General features: G+C 66.9%; 17 protein-coding genes and 1 pseudogene. 12 read left to right on the forward strand and 6 right to left on the reverse strand.

What is annotated here, in order from left to right:
- Positions 1–238: pseudogene (locus tag ACYQ8K_RS11945) on the forward strand (glucose-6-phosphate dehydrogenase); the annotation flags it as partial.
- A gap of 24 nt (positions 239–262) precedes the next feature.
- Here ACYQ8K_RS11945 and ACYQ8K_RS11950 read toward each other — a convergent pair.
- Positions 263–1,186, reverse strand: coding sequence for a class I SAM-dependent methyltransferase (locus ACYQ8K_RS11950; protein WP_459969126.1), 924 nt, complete (start codon positions 1,184–1,186; stop codon positions 263–265).
- A gap of 186 nt (positions 1,187–1,372) precedes the next feature.
- Here ACYQ8K_RS11950 and ACYQ8K_RS11955 point away from each other — a divergent pair, with 186 nt between their 5' ends.
- Complete coding sequence (locus tag ACYQ8K_RS11955; RefSeq protein WP_459969128.1) at positions 1,373–2,254, forward strand: HpcH/HpaI aldolase/citrate lyase family protein; 882 nt, start codon at positions 1,373–1,375, stop codon at positions 2,252–2,254.
- A 117-nt stretch (positions 2,255–2,371) separates the two neighbouring features.
- Positions 2,372–3,607 carry an osmoprotectant NAGGN system M42 family peptidase gene (locus ACYQ8K_RS11960; protein ID WP_459969130.1) on the forward strand — a complete coding sequence of 412 codons (1,236 nt, stop codon included), beginning with the start codon at positions 2,372–2,374 and terminating at the stop codon, positions 3,605–3,607.
- Between the two features lie 4 nt (positions 3,608–3,611).
- Here ACYQ8K_RS11960 and ACYQ8K_RS11965 read toward each other — a convergent pair whose 3' ends face one another.
- From ACYQ8K_RS11965 to ACYQ8K_RS11975, 3 genes are all read right to left on the reverse strand, one after another.
- Positions 3,612–5,069: an aldehyde dehydrogenase family protein gene (locus ACYQ8K_RS11965; protein WP_459969132.1), complete on the reverse strand. Its 1,458-nt coding sequence runs from the start codon at positions 5,067–5,069 to the stop codon at positions 3,612–3,614.
- 97 nt (positions 5,070–5,166) lie between these two features.
- Entirely contained in the window at positions 5,167–5,934 is a 768-nt protein-coding gene (locus ACYQ8K_RS11970) for a class I SAM-dependent methyltransferase (RefSeq protein WP_459969134.1), read from the reverse strand.
- Between the two features lie 49 nt (positions 5,935–5,983).
- Entirely contained in the window at positions 5,984–6,667 is a 684-nt protein-coding gene (locus ACYQ8K_RS11975) for a GAP family protein (RefSeq protein WP_459969136.1), read from the reverse strand.
- A gap of 224 nt (positions 6,668–6,891) precedes the next feature.
- Here ACYQ8K_RS11975 and ACYQ8K_RS11980 point away from each other — a divergent pair, with 224 nt between their 5' ends.
- The 3 genes from ACYQ8K_RS11980 (at position 6,892) to ACYQ8K_RS11990 (ending at position 8,846) form a co-directional block, all read left to right on the forward strand.
- Positions 6,892–7,371 (forward strand): lipocalin-like domain-containing protein, encoded by a 480-nt coding sequence (locus tag ACYQ8K_RS11980; RefSeq protein WP_459969138.1) that lies wholly within the window; start codon positions 6,892–6,894, stop codon positions 7,369–7,371.
- Positions 7,372–8,133 (forward strand): SDR family NAD(P)-dependent oxidoreductase, encoded by a 762-nt coding sequence (locus tag ACYQ8K_RS11985; RefSeq protein ID WP_459969140.1) that lies wholly within the window; start codon positions 7,372–7,374, stop codon positions 8,131–8,133.
- A gap of 68 nt (positions 8,134–8,201) precedes the next feature.
- Entirely contained in the window at positions 8,202–8,846 is a 645-nt protein-coding gene (locus tag ACYQ8K_RS11990) for a class I SAM-dependent methyltransferase (RefSeq protein WP_459969142.1), read from the forward strand.
- 1 nt (position 8,847) lies between these two features.
- Here the strand turns inward: ACYQ8K_RS11990 and ACYQ8K_RS11995 are convergent, their stop codons facing one another.
- Together ACYQ8K_RS11995 and ACYQ8K_RS12000 are read right to left on the reverse strand one after the other, a co-directional pair.
- On the reverse strand, positions 8,848–9,501 hold the full coding sequence (locus tag ACYQ8K_RS11995) for a biliverdin-producing heme oxygenase (RefSeq protein ID WP_459969144.1): 654 nt from the start codon (positions 9,499–9,501) through the stop codon (positions 8,848–8,850).
- A 106-nt stretch (positions 9,502–9,607) separates the two neighbouring features.
- Positions 9,608–10,948: an MFS transporter gene (locus tag ACYQ8K_RS12000; protein WP_459969146.1), complete on the reverse strand. Its 1,341-nt coding sequence runs from the start codon at positions 10,946–10,948 to the stop codon at positions 9,608–9,610.
- A gap of 207 nt (positions 10,949–11,155) precedes the next feature.
- Here ACYQ8K_RS12000 and ACYQ8K_RS12005 point away from each other — a divergent pair, with 207 nt between their 5' ends.
- The 6 genes from ACYQ8K_RS12005 (at position 11,156) to ACYQ8K_RS12030 (ending at position 16,264) form a co-directional block, all read left to right on the forward strand.
- Positions 11,156–11,863, forward strand: a complete 708-nt coding sequence (locus tag ACYQ8K_RS12005; protein ID WP_459969315.1) for a maleylpyruvate isomerase family mycothiol-dependent enzyme — start codon at positions 11,156–11,158, stop codon at positions 11,861–11,863.
- Positions 11,864–12,164: 301 nt separating this feature from the next.
- Positions 12,165–12,785, forward strand: coding sequence for an LLM class flavin-dependent oxidoreductase (locus tag ACYQ8K_RS12010; RefSeq protein WP_459969148.1), 621 nt, complete (start codon positions 12,165–12,167; stop codon positions 12,783–12,785).
- A gap of 19 nt (positions 12,786–12,804) precedes the next feature.
- The gene (locus tag ACYQ8K_RS12015) at positions 12,805–13,074 is read left to right on the forward strand and encodes a hypothetical protein (protein ID WP_459969150.1); all 270 of its coding nucleotides are present in this window, start codon (positions 12,805–12,807) and stop codon (positions 13,072–13,074) included.
- A complete protein-coding gene (locus ACYQ8K_RS12020; protein WP_459969152.1) occupies positions 13,071–14,432 on the forward strand; it encodes an NtaA/DmoA family FMN-dependent monooxygenase in 1,362 nt (453 codons plus the stop codon). The genes ACYQ8K_RS12015 and ACYQ8K_RS12020 overlap by 4 nt, the downstream gene beginning before the upstream one ends.
- A 220-nt stretch (positions 14,433–14,652) precedes the next feature.
- The gene (gene nadC, locus ACYQ8K_RS12025) at positions 14,653–15,552 is read left to right on the forward strand and encodes a carboxylating nicotinate-nucleotide diphosphorylase (RefSeq protein WP_459969154.1); all 900 of its coding nucleotides are present in this window, start codon (positions 14,653–14,655) and stop codon (positions 15,550–15,552) included.
- Positions 15,545–16,264 (forward strand): orotidine 5'-phosphate decarboxylase / HUMPS family protein, encoded by a 720-nt coding sequence (locus tag ACYQ8K_RS12030; RefSeq protein ID WP_459969156.1) that lies wholly within the window; start codon positions 15,545–15,547, stop codon positions 16,262–16,264. Before nadC ends, ACYQ8K_RS12030 begins: the two co-directional genes overlap by 8 nt.
- Positions 16,265–16,266 lie beyond the last annotated feature (2 nt).

Below are 16,266 nucleotides of genomic sequence, written 5' to 3' on the forward strand. Positions count from 1 at the left end.
CGTGCTGGAGGCCTACGAACGACTGATTCTCGATGCGATGCGCGGCGACCACACGCTGTTCAACACCGCGGAAGGCATCGAATCATTGTGGGAGCGTTCGGAAGATCTGCTCACCGATCCGCCGCCGGCTAAGCTGTATCAGCCGGGCACGTGGGGCCCCAACGCGATCCACCAGTTGATCGCGCCGAATGCGTGGCGGCTGCCCTTCGAGCGGGAGTGGCGCGAGGCCAGGCCTTAGCGGAGGCGCTGAAACGCCTCGGGCTCAGGGCAATTCGGCGCTGAGGTAACTGATCGCGTGGCGGAATTGCTTGAGGATTTCGTTGTCCGGCAGCACGAATCCGTAGTGGGCATAGACCTGTTCGGTGGGGTGCCGGGTGACGTTCCAGCCGGTGGCGCCCAAGTGCTCGGCGGCGGGGCGGCGCTCCCCGAGCCAAATCAGCTCGGCGACATCGATATCCAGTCCGTGCCGCCGCCAGGTGCTGCGCATCGCCCGGGCCCGTTCGTCGGTGAAGACGCTCATGTCGGTGATGTTCTCGGTGGCCAGCCGGCTGCCCGGCGCGCTGAGCGCGGTGATGTTGTCCAACAGCCGGTCCTGCGCATCGGGCGGCAGATAGGGCAGCAGACCTTCGGCGATCCACGCGGTGGGGGAGTCGGTGTCAAAGCCGCTGGCGCGCAGTGCGGTTGGCCAGTCATCGCGGAGATCGATGGCGACGGTGCGGCGCTCGGCGGTCGGTTCCGCGCCGATCTGGGCGAGCGTGGCGGTCTTGAAGGCGATCACCTCAGGCTGGTCGACCTCGAAAACCACCGTGCCCGATGGCCACGGCAACCGATAAGCCCGCGCGTCGAGTCCGGCGGCCAAGATGACGGCCTGCCGGATGCCGGCGGCAGTAGCGGTGGCGAAGAAATCGTCGAAAAACCTGGTCCGCACCGCCATCTGCTCACGCCGCTGCTGCAACGTCATCGGCATGTCGTCGGTGTCGAGCGGGATCTGGCCGTCCAGCATGCGGACGAAGAACGGATGCCCGACCGCCCGCACCAACGGCTCGGCGAACCGGTCATCGAGAAGTGGATCCGGTTCGCGCGAGGCCAGCGCGCGGGACGCCGCGACCATCGTCGCGGTCGCCCCCACGCTGGAGGCCAGGTCCCAGCTGTCGCCCTCGGTACGCGCCGAGCCAGATGATGACATTCGCTTTCCCCTTCCGGGATCCACCCGCCGCGTCGGCCAATTCGCCCTCGTGGCCGCTCACCGCCGGCGACTACACCACCGGTACCGAAGGGTACTTTCTGGCTATGCCGCGCGCACCACGCACCCGTCGCGCGGGCATCTGGCTCGCGTCCCCGCTGCACGACGACTCCGAAAGTGAATCACTCCATGGCACCGACCTTGCGCCCGCGCCGATCCGCCCTGTACCTGCCCGGCAACAAGCCCCGCGCACTGGAGAAAGGTAAGTCGCTGCCGGCGGACGTGCTGATTTTCGACCTCGAGGACGCCGTAGGGCCCGACGCGAAAGCCGATTCGAGGGCGGCGGTGTGCGACGCGATCTCGTCGCAGAGCTACCGGCCCCGCGAGGTCGTGGTGCGGATCAACGGGTTGGACACCGAATGGCACCACGACGACCTGGCCGCCGTGGCCGGATCGACGGCCGACGGCGTGCTGGTGCCCAAAGTCGAGACGGGCCAACAGGTTCGAGCGCTGGCCGAGGCGCTCGACGCCTTGGGGGCGCCGAAGTCGTTGCAGCTGTGGGTGATGATCGAAACGCCACGAGCCTTTCTGCGGGCCGAGGAGGTCGCCTCGGCCAGCGATCGCCTGGCCGGGTTGGTGGTGGGCACCAACGACCTGGTCAACGAGCTGCACGGCCTGCACGTCCCCGGGCGCGCGCCCGCCGTGCCCGCCCTCGGCCTGGCGTTGTTGGGAGCGAGGGCGGCCGGAAAGGTGATCTTGGATGGCGTGTTCAACGACATCACCGACGAGGGCGCATTCCGGGCCGAGGCCCAGCAGGGCCGCGAAATGGGATTCGACGGCAAGACCCTGATCCACCCGTCGCAGATCGCCCCCGCCAACGAGCTGTTCGGTCCGTCACACAAGGAGCTGGAGGACGCTCGCAAGATCGTCTCGGCCTACGAGCAGGCGCAGGCGGCCGGGACCAGCGTGATCACGGTCGATGGTCGCATGATCGAGAGCCTGCACGTCCGCGATGCCCAGCGAATCCTGACCCTCGCGGATTTGATCGCGGAGATGGAAGCCGCCTCCTAGGACGGTGGACATGTCGGGCGCGCGCTGGCGGGGGCGCGACGGCTGCCCGCCACGGGCGTTGGGTGCCGCGCACACGGTAGGTTGAACGCGTTCGGCGACGACTCGAGAGGAGACCAAGTGGGCCAGACCGCGGCCATGGCCGAGGCCGACCGCACGTGGATGATCGACACGCTGCTCGCGCTGCTGCAGACCCCGAGCCCGTCCGGGCGTACGGACGCGGTGATGCAGGTGATCGGCGACATCCTCGATGACTTCGGGGTGCCATTCACGCTGACCCGGCGCGGCGCGCTGACCGCCGAACTCGCGGGTGCGTCCGCGACCACCGATCGGGCGCTGGTGGTTCACTCGGACACCATCGGCTGCATGGTCCGCGAGCTCAAGGACAACGGGCGCCTTGAAATCGTTCCCGTGGGCACCTTTTCGGCGCGGTTCGCCGCGGGCGCCCGGGTGCGCATCTTCATCGACGACCCCGACGAGTTCATCACCGGCACCGTCATGCCGCTGAAAGCCAGCGGGCATGCGTTCGGCGACGCGATCGACACGCAGCCCACAAACTGGGAACACGTCGAGGTTCGCATCGACCGCAGGGTGTCGACGCGAGAGGACCTGGTTCGGCTCGGCTTGCAGGTCGGTGATTTCGTGGCCTTGATCACCAGCCCCGAGCTCACCGCCGACGGTTTCATCGTCTCGCGTCACCTGGACGGGAAGGCGGGCGTCGCGATCGCGCTCGCCCTGGCCAAGAACTTCTCCGAGAACAAGGTGGTGCTGCCGCACCGCACCACGATCATGGTCACCATCACCGAGGAGGTCGGCCACGGGGCCAGCCACGGCCTGCCCGCGGACGTCGCCGAGCTGGTCTCGGTGGACAACGCGGTGTGCGCGCCCGGCCAGCATTCCCTCGAGGACGGCGTGACGATCCCGATGGCCGACATGCACGGCCCATTCGACTACCACCTGACCCGCAAACTTTGCCGGCTCGCACAGGAGCAGGGAATTCCGTTCGCCCGTGACATTTTTCGTTACTACCGCTCCGATGCCGCCGCGGCTATCGAGGCCGGGGCCAACACTCGCGCGGCGCTGGTCGGCTTCGGGCTCGACGGCAGTCATGGCTGGGAGCGCACCCACATCGATTCGCTGGAAGCCGCCTACAACCTGCTGCACTGCTGGCTGCAGACACCGTTGACGTTCGCCAAGTGGGACGCCAAGCCGACCGGCAGCCTGCGTGACTTCCCGTCGTCGAAACAGCCCGCACCCAGCGAGCGGTGGGTGCCGCTGTCCCGCGGCGATTACGAAAGCCCCGGCGAGGCATCGCCCGGAACGGTCTGGCCACCATCAGAGGGCCCGCAGGCCTGAGGCGCTACATCTGGGCCCAGACGATCTTGGTCTGTAGGTAGGTCTCGATTCCGGCCTTGCCGGACTCGTGGCCCCAGCCGGACTGCTTGTAGCCGCCGAACGGCATCGAGTGGTCATACGGGAAAGCGCAGTTGAGCCCGACTGTTCCTGCCTTGAGCCGCTTGGCCAGTCGGTGGGAGCGGCCGAGGTCCTTGGTCCACACCGTGGCGGCCAGCCCGTAGGTGCTGTTGTTGGCCAGCGCGACGGCCTCGTCCTCGTCGTCGAACGGCAGGATCGTGACGACCGGCCCGAAGATCTCCTCCTGGAACAGCCGGCTGGTGTCGGGATCGACGTTGGTGACGACCGTCGGGTGCACGAAGTAGCCCTTGCGGTCGAGCCGGTGGCCGCCGGTGACGATCTCCGCGCCGTCGGACCTGCCCTGTTCGAGGTATCCCAGCACGCGATTGAGCTGCTTCTGGCTGATCAGCGGGCCGCTCATGGTGCCCTCTTCTTTGGGGCCGCCCATCTTCATAGCGTTGGCAACCATCGCCATGCCCTCGACGACCTGCTCGTAGACCCCGCGCTGCACCAGGATGCGGGAACCGCACACGCAGGCCTGGCCCGAGTGGACGAACGTGCCGAACGCCGACATCGGGATCGCCTTCTTCAGCTTCGCGTCGTCGAAGATCAGCACCGGCGACTTGCCGCCCAGCTCCAGGGTGACCTTATTGAGGTTGCTGTCCGCCGAGGCGTGCACGATCGCGCGGCCGACCTCCGTCGAGCCGGTGAAGGCGACCTTCTCCACTCCCGCGTGCGCGGTGATGGCCGCGCCGACGGTGTGTCCGTAACCGTTGACCAGGTTGGCTACCCCGTCGGGCACCCCGGCCTCGGCCAGCAGGCGCATCAGGACGTGTGCCGAAAGTGGTGTCTCCTCAGCGGGTTTGACCACGCTGTTGCAGCCTGCCGCCAGCGCCGGCGCGAGCTTGGCGCAGAAATTGAACACCGGCCCGTTCCACGGGAAGATCAGCCCGACCACGCCGTAGGGCTCACGCACCGTGTAGGCGTGCATGTGCGAGTCGACGCCGGTCAGGCCGCCGGTGTTGACGTCCCGCGCAATGCCGTCGATCTTGGTGCACCAGCCGGCGTAGTAGCGGAACCACTCGGCGCCAATTTTCACCTGCATCTCCGCCTGGGCGGGATACATTCCGGCGTTGAGCATTTCGAGCTCGGCGAGAAGATAGGCGTTCTCGTCGATCAGATCGGCGACGCGCCACAGGATCTTGGCCCGCTCATAATCGGGCTTGCCGGACCAGATCCCGGACTCCGCGCTGGCTTTCGCGCGCGCAACCGCCCGGTCGACGGCTTCGGGTCCGCAGTCGGTGAACGAACCGATCTGCTCCTCGGTGGAGGGATCGAAGATCGCGATCACGTCACCGGTGCCGGGGCGCTCCCGAACCTCGTCCAGTACGGATTGCACCGTCATGCGTCTCCTCCTCGCCGGGCCGGTTGCGGCAGAAGTTACGCGCTTAACCCCTGTGCTGTCTACGACATTCGGAAGAAACGCGCCCCCGGCGCGGCGGCTAGCGGCCGCGGGCGATCCGGTCGGCGCGCCAGCACCGGGACTGCATCGGGATATCGATGGCTTCGGCGCCGGGGAAACGCTCGGCCAGGACGGCTCGGGCGCTGTCGAGCCGCCGCGCGCGGTCGTCTGGAGAGGCGATGATCACCCGGCTGTAGGTGCCGAGCATCGCGACGACATCGTCGATCTTCATGGTCCGCACGAACCCGAAAGTCTCGCGCGCGACGTTGTGGAAAACCTGCGGATCGGGAAGGACGACGTTCTCATGGCGCCGGCGGAAGCGGTCGGGCGCATCCAGTTCGGACGTGTCGTCCCCGGGCAGCACCTCGAGGTCGCGAACCCAGTCGACGTCGCGATCTCGGCTGGTCCAGATCAGCCCGAACCGCCCGCCGTCACGCAATACCCGGCCGATCTCCGGCACCGCCCGTTCGGGGTCCATCCAGTGCCACGCCGACGAGACGAACACGGCGTCGGCGGATTCGTCGGGAAGGGGAATCGCTTCGCCGGTGCCCGCCACGGCGCGAACCCCGGGAGACCGCTCAGCCAGCACGGCGCGCATCCGCGCATCGGGCTCGACGGCGACGACGTGCGCCGCCCGGCCGACGAGCGTGCGGGTGAACAACCCGGTGCCCGCTCCGACGTCGACGGCCACCTCACAGCCGGATGGCAACAACCAGTCCACCGCCTGCTGCGGCGGGTGCGGCCGCAGCCCGTCGTAGTCCTCGGCGATCGAACCGAAGGACATTGCGCGCTCTCGACGATCAGTCACACGCGACAAGGTAATCCGTTTCGCTGTGCGGGAGATGAGAAGTTGTGCGTCACCAGAGTGCGCTGTGATTGACCAGGGCATCGGCGATGAGTCCGGTTCCGAAAACCAAAAACAACAGCCGCACAGACATCGGCCCGTAGCGGGTGAGCGCACGGACGATCGCGCGCTGAATGCGCTTGGCTCGCATGGTTTTCCTCATCGAGAGGGCAAGGATCAGCAGCGGCGGCGAGAGGGCGATCGCCCAGTAGGCGATGATGGCCAGTGGCCAGAGCGGCGGTCGTGGATGCAGCGCGGCGAGCATCGCCAATCCGGTGAGGTACGGCACGGCGGTCGGGGCCTGGCCGCTGCCCACCGCGACCCCCAGGAATCCGAGCAGCCACGGCCGTTGCCGCATCGCCGCCAGCGCCCAGCCGGGTGCCGATGATTGTGCGGTCAGCGGGAAGTAGGCCACACCGAGCAGGACGATCCCCAGCAGCAGTTCGCCCCGGAAGCGGATGGCCGGTGTCAGGTGAAAGTCGAGCGCCTCGGTGATGAAGCTGATGCCCAGCACGGTGCACACGCCGAAGGCCGTCGTCACCGCGAACACGCCCGCGATATAGCTCAGGGCGCCGGGAATCGGTGACCGGCGACCCAGCCGGCTGTCGAAGATGACGGCCGAAACCACTCCGACGTTGAGCACATTGAGCGAGTCGAGGAATGCCAGTCCGGCAAGCGCCAACGCCAGGGCCGCCACGCGTCTGTACCGGGCCTAGCGTGCTGCGTACGGCGGGCGGCACACGGACCACGGCAACAGGACCAAGGCGGCGATCATGCCGCAGACTCTAGTGCGAGTGAGAATCTGCCGGGCGACGCCGCCGCTTGTCACCGGCGATGCGGGGGGCGACGGCGTTGAGACAGCCAATGCGCGGCATTATCGATGCGTCGGCGGAGCGGTGACACCACGGAGGAGCACCAACGATGAGCACACCCACCACGCAGAATCTGCGTAAGTACCTCGTCGGGGCCTGGACGCTGGAGTCCTACGAGAGCTCCGACGTGGATGGCACGAACGTGCGCTACCCGCTGGGAACCGACGCCCGCGGAATCATCATGTACACCGCCGACGGCTACATGTCCGCCCAGCTCATGCGCGCGGGACGCGCGCCGATCGCCCGCGGTGATCTTCAACTCGGCACCGACGACGAATTGGCCACGGCGGCCCGGGGGTATCTGGCCTACGCCGGCCCGTACAGCGTGCTCGACGACGGCGTGATCGCCCACCACGTCGATGTCAGCCTGCTACCCAACTGGATCGGCGGAACCCAGTACCGCGCAGCGCAAGTCGGCGACGACCGCCTGCAGCTCGGCCCCGTCGAGCCCGTGCTCGTCAAGGGCAGGCTCCGCAACGGACGCCTGATCTGGCAGCGCGCGAAATCAGCGCGACCTCAGGAGAACTGAATGGGATTGCTCGACAACAAGATCGCTGTCATCACCGGTGCCAACTCCGGGATCGGGCTGGCCACCGCACAGCGGTTCATCGACGAGGGCGTCGACCGGGTCTTCATCACGGGCCGGCGCCAGCCCGAACTCGACGATGCGGCAAGCACATTGGGCCCGCGCGCCGCCGCAGTGCGCGGTGACGTCGGAAGACCGGAGGATCTGGACCGGCTCTACGCCGAGGTCGCGGCCGCCGGCCACGGTCTCGACATCGTGATGGCCAATGCGGGATCGACGCGGGTGGCGCGGCTGGGGGAGATCACCGACGACGACCTCGACACGCTGCTGAACACCAACGTCAAGGGAGTCGTCTACACCGTGCAGAAGGCGCTGCCGCTGCTCAACGACGGCGCCTCCGTCATCCTGACCGGCTCCACCACCGCCGATCGGGGCCGGGCCGGGCTCAGCGTCTACGCCGCCACCAAGGCGGCGGTCCGGTCACTCGCCCGCGCGTGGGCCAACGAACTCGCCGACCGCAACATCCGGGTCAACGTCATCGTGGCAGGATCGACGGCCACGCCGGGCAGCAACGCGCTGGCCGCGCAAACCGATCCCGACGCTTCGATCGAACAGTTCCGCGCCGAACGCATCACCACGATCCCGCTGGGCCGCTTCGCCGATCCCATCGAGATCGCCAATGCCGCAGTGTTTTTGGCCAGCGATCTGTCCAGCTTCAGCACCGGGTCCACGGTCACCGCCGACGGCGGCTTCAACCAAGTCTGACCCGTTCCGAAAAGTCAGCGTGCGTAAATGGGTAGCGATCCGCTAATGATTCGATGAAGATTGATGGGATGTCGACCCCTTCCGCCGCCTTTGCCCGGGACCCCGCCACCGCGGCCTACTATGATCAGCGTGCAGCCGAATATGACGAATGGTATTTGGAGCGAGGGCAATTCGCCCAGCGTGACCGGCCAGGGTGGAGCGCCGAAGTCGAACGCGTGGTGAGGCTGGTCGCCGACCTGCCGGTCGCCCGCACGTTGGACGTCGCTTGCGGCAGCGGGTTTCTGACCCGCCACTTACGCGGCGTTGTGGTGGGAGCGGACCAGAGCCCGGCCATGGTCGAACTGACCCAATCGCGGTTGCCGCACGGCGTGGCAATCGTGGCTGACGCCTTGTCGTTGCCCTTTGCGGACAACGCCTTCGACCGCGTTTTGACTGGACACTTCTACGGGCATCTTCCCGCTGATGAACGTCAAGCCTTTTTGTCCGAGACACACCGGGTGGCGGGGGAGCTGATCGTCATCGATTCAGCACTGCGCGCCGGAGTGGAACCAGAACAATGGCAAGAACGGATCCTCAACGACGGATCCCGTCACCGCGTCTTCAAGCGCTACCTCGGCGGCCAGCAATTGGCGGACGAACTCGGGGGACAGGTGCTGTTCGACGGCACCTGGTTTGTCGCCGCGCAGGTTCGCTGGGGCCGCCCCGCGGCATGATTCAGCGTCGATGATCCGCGATGCCGTCGGCCAATTCGTCGAAGATGGCCTGGTTCAGGCCGAAGGCGAATTTCACCTCGCCGACGATGCGATCGATGTCGCCGGTGTCGGCGCGAAGGGCGTCGAGGCGAGCGCGATAGGCGTCTTTGTACGGTTTGGGCCGCACCGGGAAGTCGTAGAAGGCAAGGCCCTCGCCGCCGAGATCGAATGTGCGATCGAGGATTTTGCCGATACCCCGGCCGCCGGAGAGATCCCCGAGATAGCGCGTGTAGTGGTGGGCCAACAGCGCCCCACCCCACGTGAGCGCACCGAGCCGCTCGGCGTAGGCCGCCGCGGCGGGGGAGTCGACGTCGCGGGCGGCCCCCTGGGGCAACCAGTGCTCGAGGTCGGCATCGATGGCCGTCAGGCGCTCCAGCGCGGGGTCGTACACGGCGGCAACCATCGGGTCGTCGCGGCCGGCGCGGATCGCGTCCTCCAGCGCCGCATACACCACGCGTAACCGGAGTAAGTAATCGGAATAGCCCGCCGCGCCAATCCGTCCGGCGAGCAGCTCGGACATGAACGGGCTCCGCTCGGCGGCGTCATGTTCGGCCGCCGAGCCATCCTTCATCGCGACCGACAGGCGGCGGCTTGGTGGGACGGCGCTCGAGCACATGACCTGCTCAGATTACATTGGTGATCGCGGCGGGGCGGGTTACCGCGGCGCAGGCGAATCAGCGCCGGGCACATCCGACCGGAAGGGCGCGGCATGTTCGCCACCCTCATCGCCTCGCGGGTCGATCTCGCCGCGTTGCGGTCGGAGGCGTCGGCTGCGAACGGATGCCGAGAAGCCATGCCAGCGAACCGACTGCAGCAAGTCCGGCCGCCGCCGCTAGCGGGATTGCGAAGGACGCGGTCACGTACGCCAGGAAGCCGGTGACGATTGGCCCCAACAGTCCGCCAACATTGCTCACACCGTTGATCATTCCGGCGGCTGACCCGGATAAGTTCAAGTGCCGCACCACGTCTTGGGTGGCGGCCCAGGATGCCCCATTGGCCAGTGAGATTCCCGAGGTCGATACGCACAGGCAGGCAACTGCGACAGTGCTCGATGTCGAAAACGCGGTGCCTAGCACGGCCAGCGCCGCAGCCATTCCGGCGACCAACACCAACTTGCGTGCGCTCAGCGCAGACAAGCCACGCTGGTAGGCCACGTCGGATAGGCGCCCACCGATCAGCGTCACCACGAAAGCGCAGATCCACGGAACCGAGCTTAACCAGCCGGATTTCAGCAGACTCAGGTGCCGATCGGCGACCAAATAGCTGGGTACCCAGCTGACGAAGGTATACAGGACGTACATCAAACAGAAATATCCCGCGGTGATCGCCCAGATCTCCCGGTGTTTCAACAGGGTCTGCCACGGCGCGCGGCCTTGGCTCGGGTAGGGCTCCTGCCCTCTTTCAATCAACTCAAGCTCGTCAGCGGAGAGCCGTTTGTCCTGCGTGGGGTGGCGGTACCACAGCCACCACGCCCCCGCGACCACCGCCGACAGTGCGCCGGTGGCAACGAAACTGCTGCGCCAGCCGTAGGCGCTGACCAACGGGGCAAGGAGCGCTGGTCCGACCGCTGAACCGAGTGAGACCCCGGAGATGAACACGCTGCTGCCCAACCCACGCTCGGTGCGGGGCAACCAGTCCGACACGGTTCGGACCGCAGCGGGGATGAATGGTGACTCACCGACGCCCAGCAATAAGCGCGGGCCGAACATGCTTGCCACTGAGTTGGCTGCCGCACCGAGGAAGCTGGCTAGCGACCACACGGACAGTGCCGCTGTGTAGGCCACGCGGGGGCCGACTCGGTCTACGAGTATGCCGGCGGGCGCATTGAGCAATGTGTAGGTCCAGCTGAAGCTAGACAGCAACACTCCCATGACGGCGGGATTGGTGTGAAATTCCTTGATTAGCAAGGGCGCTGACACCGACAGATTGGTCCGATCCACATAAGCGACGGTCGTGACCAGCAGCACGAACACGATCACAAGCCATCGGCGCCATTGGCGCTGCGGCCGAACAGCTTGGGCCCGTGGCGTCGCCGGCGTCTGGGCCCTACCTGCGACAGACACGTGAAGGTTCCTCAGCAAGATCCCCGGTGGCCGGCGGAATTGTCCGCCGGATGAGGCGATTCATCTGCACATCGCAGGCCTCAATCGAAATGATCAGGTATGAATCCAGTTTCGGCAGGGTTCTCGCTCTAGCTGAGTCTAAGTATGTCGCTTTGAACGCGACCGGTGCCAGAGTCGGATTACGCAGTGGGGAGGTAGTTGCCCAGTATGGACGGGTTGGCGGCGTTCGCTCTTGTGGCCGAATCGACTCGACGCTTCGTTGAGTCGGTGGCGCGATTATCCGATGCCGAAGTCGGTGGGGCGACGCTCATTCCGCCGTGGACACGCGGGCATGTCATCACGCATGTGGCACGTGCTGCGGATAGCTATTGTCGACTGCTGGCCGGGGCCACCGAGGGCCTGGCCACGCCTCAGTATCCGAGCATGGAGTTTCGCGCCGAACAGATCGAGGCCGGCGCTGGCCGGTCGGTCGATGAGCTCGTCTCCGACGTCACCGCGAGTTCAGATCGATTCGAGCAGGCCATGCGCAGCCTTCCGGCCCACGCCTGGCGGGCTAAGGTGCGAATGCGACCCGGTGAACTGCGGGCCCCGGCGGTCCTGCCGTTGATCCGACAGCGTGAGCTCGAGGTGCACCACGTCGACCTCGCTGTCGGCTACCGGTTCAGCGACATCGCCGCCGAAACCGCCGGGTGGATTATCGACGATATTCTGATGGAGCTGCAACGCAGGGACCCTGTTCCGGCGCTCGCTATTAAGGCGACTGACACTGGCCTGACCCGCGAGCTAGGAGTGGGCGCACCCCTGATCTCTGGAACGCAAGCGGATATTTTGGCCTGGCTCAGTGGCCGCTCCAACGGAGCCGGGTTGTCGAGCAGTGGGGGCAACGAGGTGCCGTTGGCCGCCTACTGGATTTAGGGCACCGTGGGTCGGTCTGCCGTCGACGGCAACGCAGCGACCTTCAGATACGCCTGTGCTAGCACAAACCGCGGTCCTGCCGTAGCGGCGAAACCCGCTCGTCCACATAGGTATTGATCACCGCCGGTAATCCAGGCGATCAAACATGATGTAATGCAAGGGGTTTGACTTCGCCTGTGCTAGCTGCAGGTTTGGCCAACGTTGATCCTAATCATTGGCGTCATCGCCAATACGTCCTAGATTTTCGGCGACCGATAATCGGTGGGGATCGTAGGCCAGGTGCTGGTATGGGGAGGGGTTTGTGCCGCAGGTTTCTGAAGCGCGACGTCGATTGCATTTGGGCCAACTGGTCGATTCTCGGGCTGATGCAGCGCAGCTCATTGCGGCAGTGCGCGAAGCCGAAGTTGCGAAATTCGACTTCGTGCTGTTCGACGGTGGGCGCGCCGCCGGCGCGGCCAGTGCTGCGCTCGATCCGTTCACGGTGGCGGCCTACGCGGCCGTGCGCAGCAGCCGGATCGGTCTGCTGGTGGCGGCCGACCCCTTGCGGTATGAGCCATTCAATCTGGCCCGTCTGGTCGCATCGCTGGACCACATCTCCGGAGGGCGAGCCGGTTGGTATCTGGCCAGTGCGCCGGCCGATGCGGCGCAGTCCCGTATTCGCGAATTCGTCGCTGTTGTACGCGAACTGTGGGACAGCTGGGCCGACGGCGCATTCATCCGGGACAAGGCCAGCGGAAGGTTTGTCGACCCCGAGAAGATCCGGACCATCGACCACGTTGGGAAGCACTTCCGGGTGCGCGGACCGCTGAATGTGGCCCGTCCACCCCAGGGGCAGCCGGTGCTGGCTCGTGCCGGGGGGGGCCGACGATCCGGTTCCAGCCCAGATTGGGGCCGAACTGCTCTTGCCTTCGGGCGCAGGTGATTCGGTCGGGGGATCGTTGGTGCTGCCGCACCTGGCCAGTCGCCGCCTGGCCGAAGACCCGGCCGCCACCGCCGATGTGATCGAAAGCGAATTCGCCGCTGGCGCGGTGGACGGATACCTGCTGCCCCCGCCGCCACTGCCCGAACAACGGTCCCCCTTCAACGAACTGGTGCTGCCGCTGCTGCGTCGGCGCGGGCTGTTCCGGCACGACTACACAGACGACACCCTGCGCGCGCACCTGGGATTGGCCCGTCCGGCGCGCCGCCGCGAGCGGGCGGTGGCCCGATGACGCGGCGTCTGCACCTGGGCTTGATGTTCTGGGCCACCGGCACCCACCCGGCGGGCTGGCGACACCCGGACTCACACGCGGGCGCCGCCTACGACGTCGGCTTCATCCAACAGGTCTCCCGAATTGTCGAAGACGCCCACTTCGACTTCGTGTTCCTGGGTGACCGATTGGCCTCCGATCCGTCGCTGGCGCGCACGAATCCGGCGCAGATGTCCCGGCTGGAGCCGTTCACCGCGGGAGCGGCCATTGCCGCGGCGACCGAGCGCATCGGGATCGTCGTGACCGCGAACACCACCTACTACGATCCGCTCGCGGTGGCGCGGATGACCGCATCACTCGATCACCTGAGCGACGGGCGCATCGCGTGGAACCTGGTCACCGGCGCCGACCCGGCGGCGGCGGCCAACTTCAGCCGGGACGAGCACTGGAACGGCGACCGGCGCTATGACTGCGCCGCGGAGTTCCTCGATGTCGTGCGCGCGCTGTGGGACAGCCGCGACGAGTCCGCCGGGCAACTCACGTCGATCGACCACAAGGGCCGATTCTTCGAGGTGGCCGGCACGCTGGAGGTCGCTCGCCCGCCGCAGGGGCAGGTGGTGCTGCTGCAGGCCGGAACGTCGGACCGCTCGCGTGACCTGGCAGCCAGGGAGGCCGACGTGATCTTCTCCGGTCACCACGATTACGAGTCGGCGCGCGAGTACTACTCGGATGTCAAGGAGCGGGCGGTCGCCTACGGGCGTGACCCGGATGACCTGTTCATCCTGCCGGGCCTGAGCGTCGGGGTCGGTGCAACCACCCGCGCGGCGGTGGCCGACCAGGACCTGCTCAACGCATTCGTGCCCCTGGACCCCGAGGACGAGATCACGGGCCCCCTGCACGGCGGCGGCGCGCTAGGGCAGCGGCCGCGACGCAACCTCACCTCGGTGTCTCTGCAGTTGGGCGTGGACGTGCGGGGTAACGACCTGGACGCCGCGGTCCCGGCCAGTCTGGAGGACGAGCTCAGCGAACCGGGCCGCGCCCTGCTCACCCAGGTGCGCCAGCTGACCCATCGGGAGCTGTCCGGACCGGACCGGATCACCTACCGGGACCTGATCGACGGGATGGGCGTCGGCACCGGGCGGGCCTCGGTGGTGGGCGACGCCAAGCACGTCGCCGACTTCATGCAGCACTGGTTCGACGGCGGTGCTGCCGACGGGTTCAACATCTTCCCCCCGCATGTGCCGGGCTCGGTGCACGCGTTCATCGACCTGGTGGTGCCGGAGCTGCGGGCCCGAGGACTGCATCCAGAGGGCTATGCGGGCAAGACCTTTCGCGACAACCTCGGTCTCGCTGTGCCGCCCAACCGCCACTTGACCTGAGACATTCGGCTCGTCGCGCTTTTTACCGCAGACATGGATCGGCCGACCCCCTAATCTCGATTCACGGGGTGCCTCGGTGAGATCGATTCGCGGACAACGTCTCTGCGATCAAGGCTGTGTCGCATCAGCTCGTCTGCTGAGTGCCGGAGCACCACGGCTCCGGTTCGTCGAGTTCCCGCACCGCCGGAGCCGGTGCGGGCCTGAGCGCGAGGTGAATCGGATGCAACTGTCGAGTTTCATGGTCCGGCCGTTCGTGGAGCAGGGACTGCGCGAGGAGCTGGGTGCGGGCGACACGACCGGCGGCTTTTTGGCCGGCCCCGACGACCTCAGCTCGGCGCTGATCTACGCCAAGAAGCCAGGCGTGGTGTGTGGGCTGTTGCTCGCCGAAGAGACCATCAAAACGGTCGAGCCGGGTGCCCGCGTCTCCGCCGAGGTGCGCGACGGCGACGAAATCCGGCCCGGCGACGTGCTTCTGCGCATCGAGGCTCGCGCGTTGACGCTGCTCGCCATCGAACGCGCCGCACTGGACTGGCTCCAGCACCTTTCGGGCATCGCCACGAAGACCCGCCGCTACGCGAGACTGGTAGAGCCGTACGGCGTTCGCATAGTCGATACGCGCAAAGGTGTGCCCGGCATGCGCGTCCTGCAGAAGTACGCCGTCCGGGTGGGCGGCGGCCACAACCATCTGTTCGGACTGCACAACGCCGTCCTGATCAAGGACAACCACATCAAGATCGCGGGCAGCATCACCGCGGCGGTGCGGACATTGCGCGCCGAGGCGCAGCACACCTTCAAGATCGAAGTGGAATGCGAGACGCTGGACCAGATCGAGGAGGCCATTGCCGCCGGAGCCGAGATCATCATGTTCGACAACATGGATCTCGGCACCATGCGCCAAGCCGTGGCCTTGATCGCGGGGCGCGCGCTGACCGAGGCGTCGGGCGGTGTCCGCGAAGACAACATCGTTGAGTGGGCTCAGCTCGGAGTCGACGTCATCTCCATCGGAGACCTCACCCACAGCGTCGAGGCCGTCGACCTCAGCCTCGACATCGGCGAAATCAAACCCAGCGCACAACGATTCATCTCCCGGGCGCTGCAGGCAGACATCGTCCGTGCCTGAGACCGACGGCGGCGTCGTTCCCGCCCTCGACGTCGACTCCGTCGACGCCCTCAAGCACCTCGTCGAGCTGACCACCGATGTCGACGGCATCGTCGCCTATAAGCTCGGAATAGCCGGCGCCCTGCGCCTCGGCCTGCCGGGCGCGGTCCGCGCGATCCGCGAGATCTCTGACCTACCAATCATCTACGACCACCAGAAGGCGGGGCCCGACATCCCGGACATGGCCCGCAGATTCTCGGCCGTGTGCCATGAGGCCGGGGTCAACAGCCTGATCCTGTTTCCGCTCGGCGGGCCGGGGGCGGTTCGCGAGTTCGTCTGCCAAGCGCGACAAGTGGGCCTGGCACCGATCGTCGGGGGCGCGCTGCCGTTCCCCGAATACTCTGCGAGCGGCGGCGGCTACGTTGCCGACGACGCGCTCGAGCGCATCCTCGCCGCCGCGCTCGGCCACGGCGCCATTGATTTCGTGCTACCGGCCCACGATCACGCGCTGGTCGGTCGGCACAGCCGGTTCCTGCGGGAGCATATCGACCGACCGGGGTTGTTCCTGCCGGGAATCGGACCGTTGGGCGGCAGCATTCCCGAGGCGTTCGCCGCCGCGCCTGGGTGTCGGCGTTACGCCGTTGTGGGCAGAGCGATCACGGCGGCCGATGATCCGCGCGAGGCCGCACGGCGGCTCGGCGGCCAGGCGTTGACCGCGGCGACGACGGACTAAGG

It is taken from the genome of Mycobacterium sp. MUNTM1, from assembly GCF_054660795.1.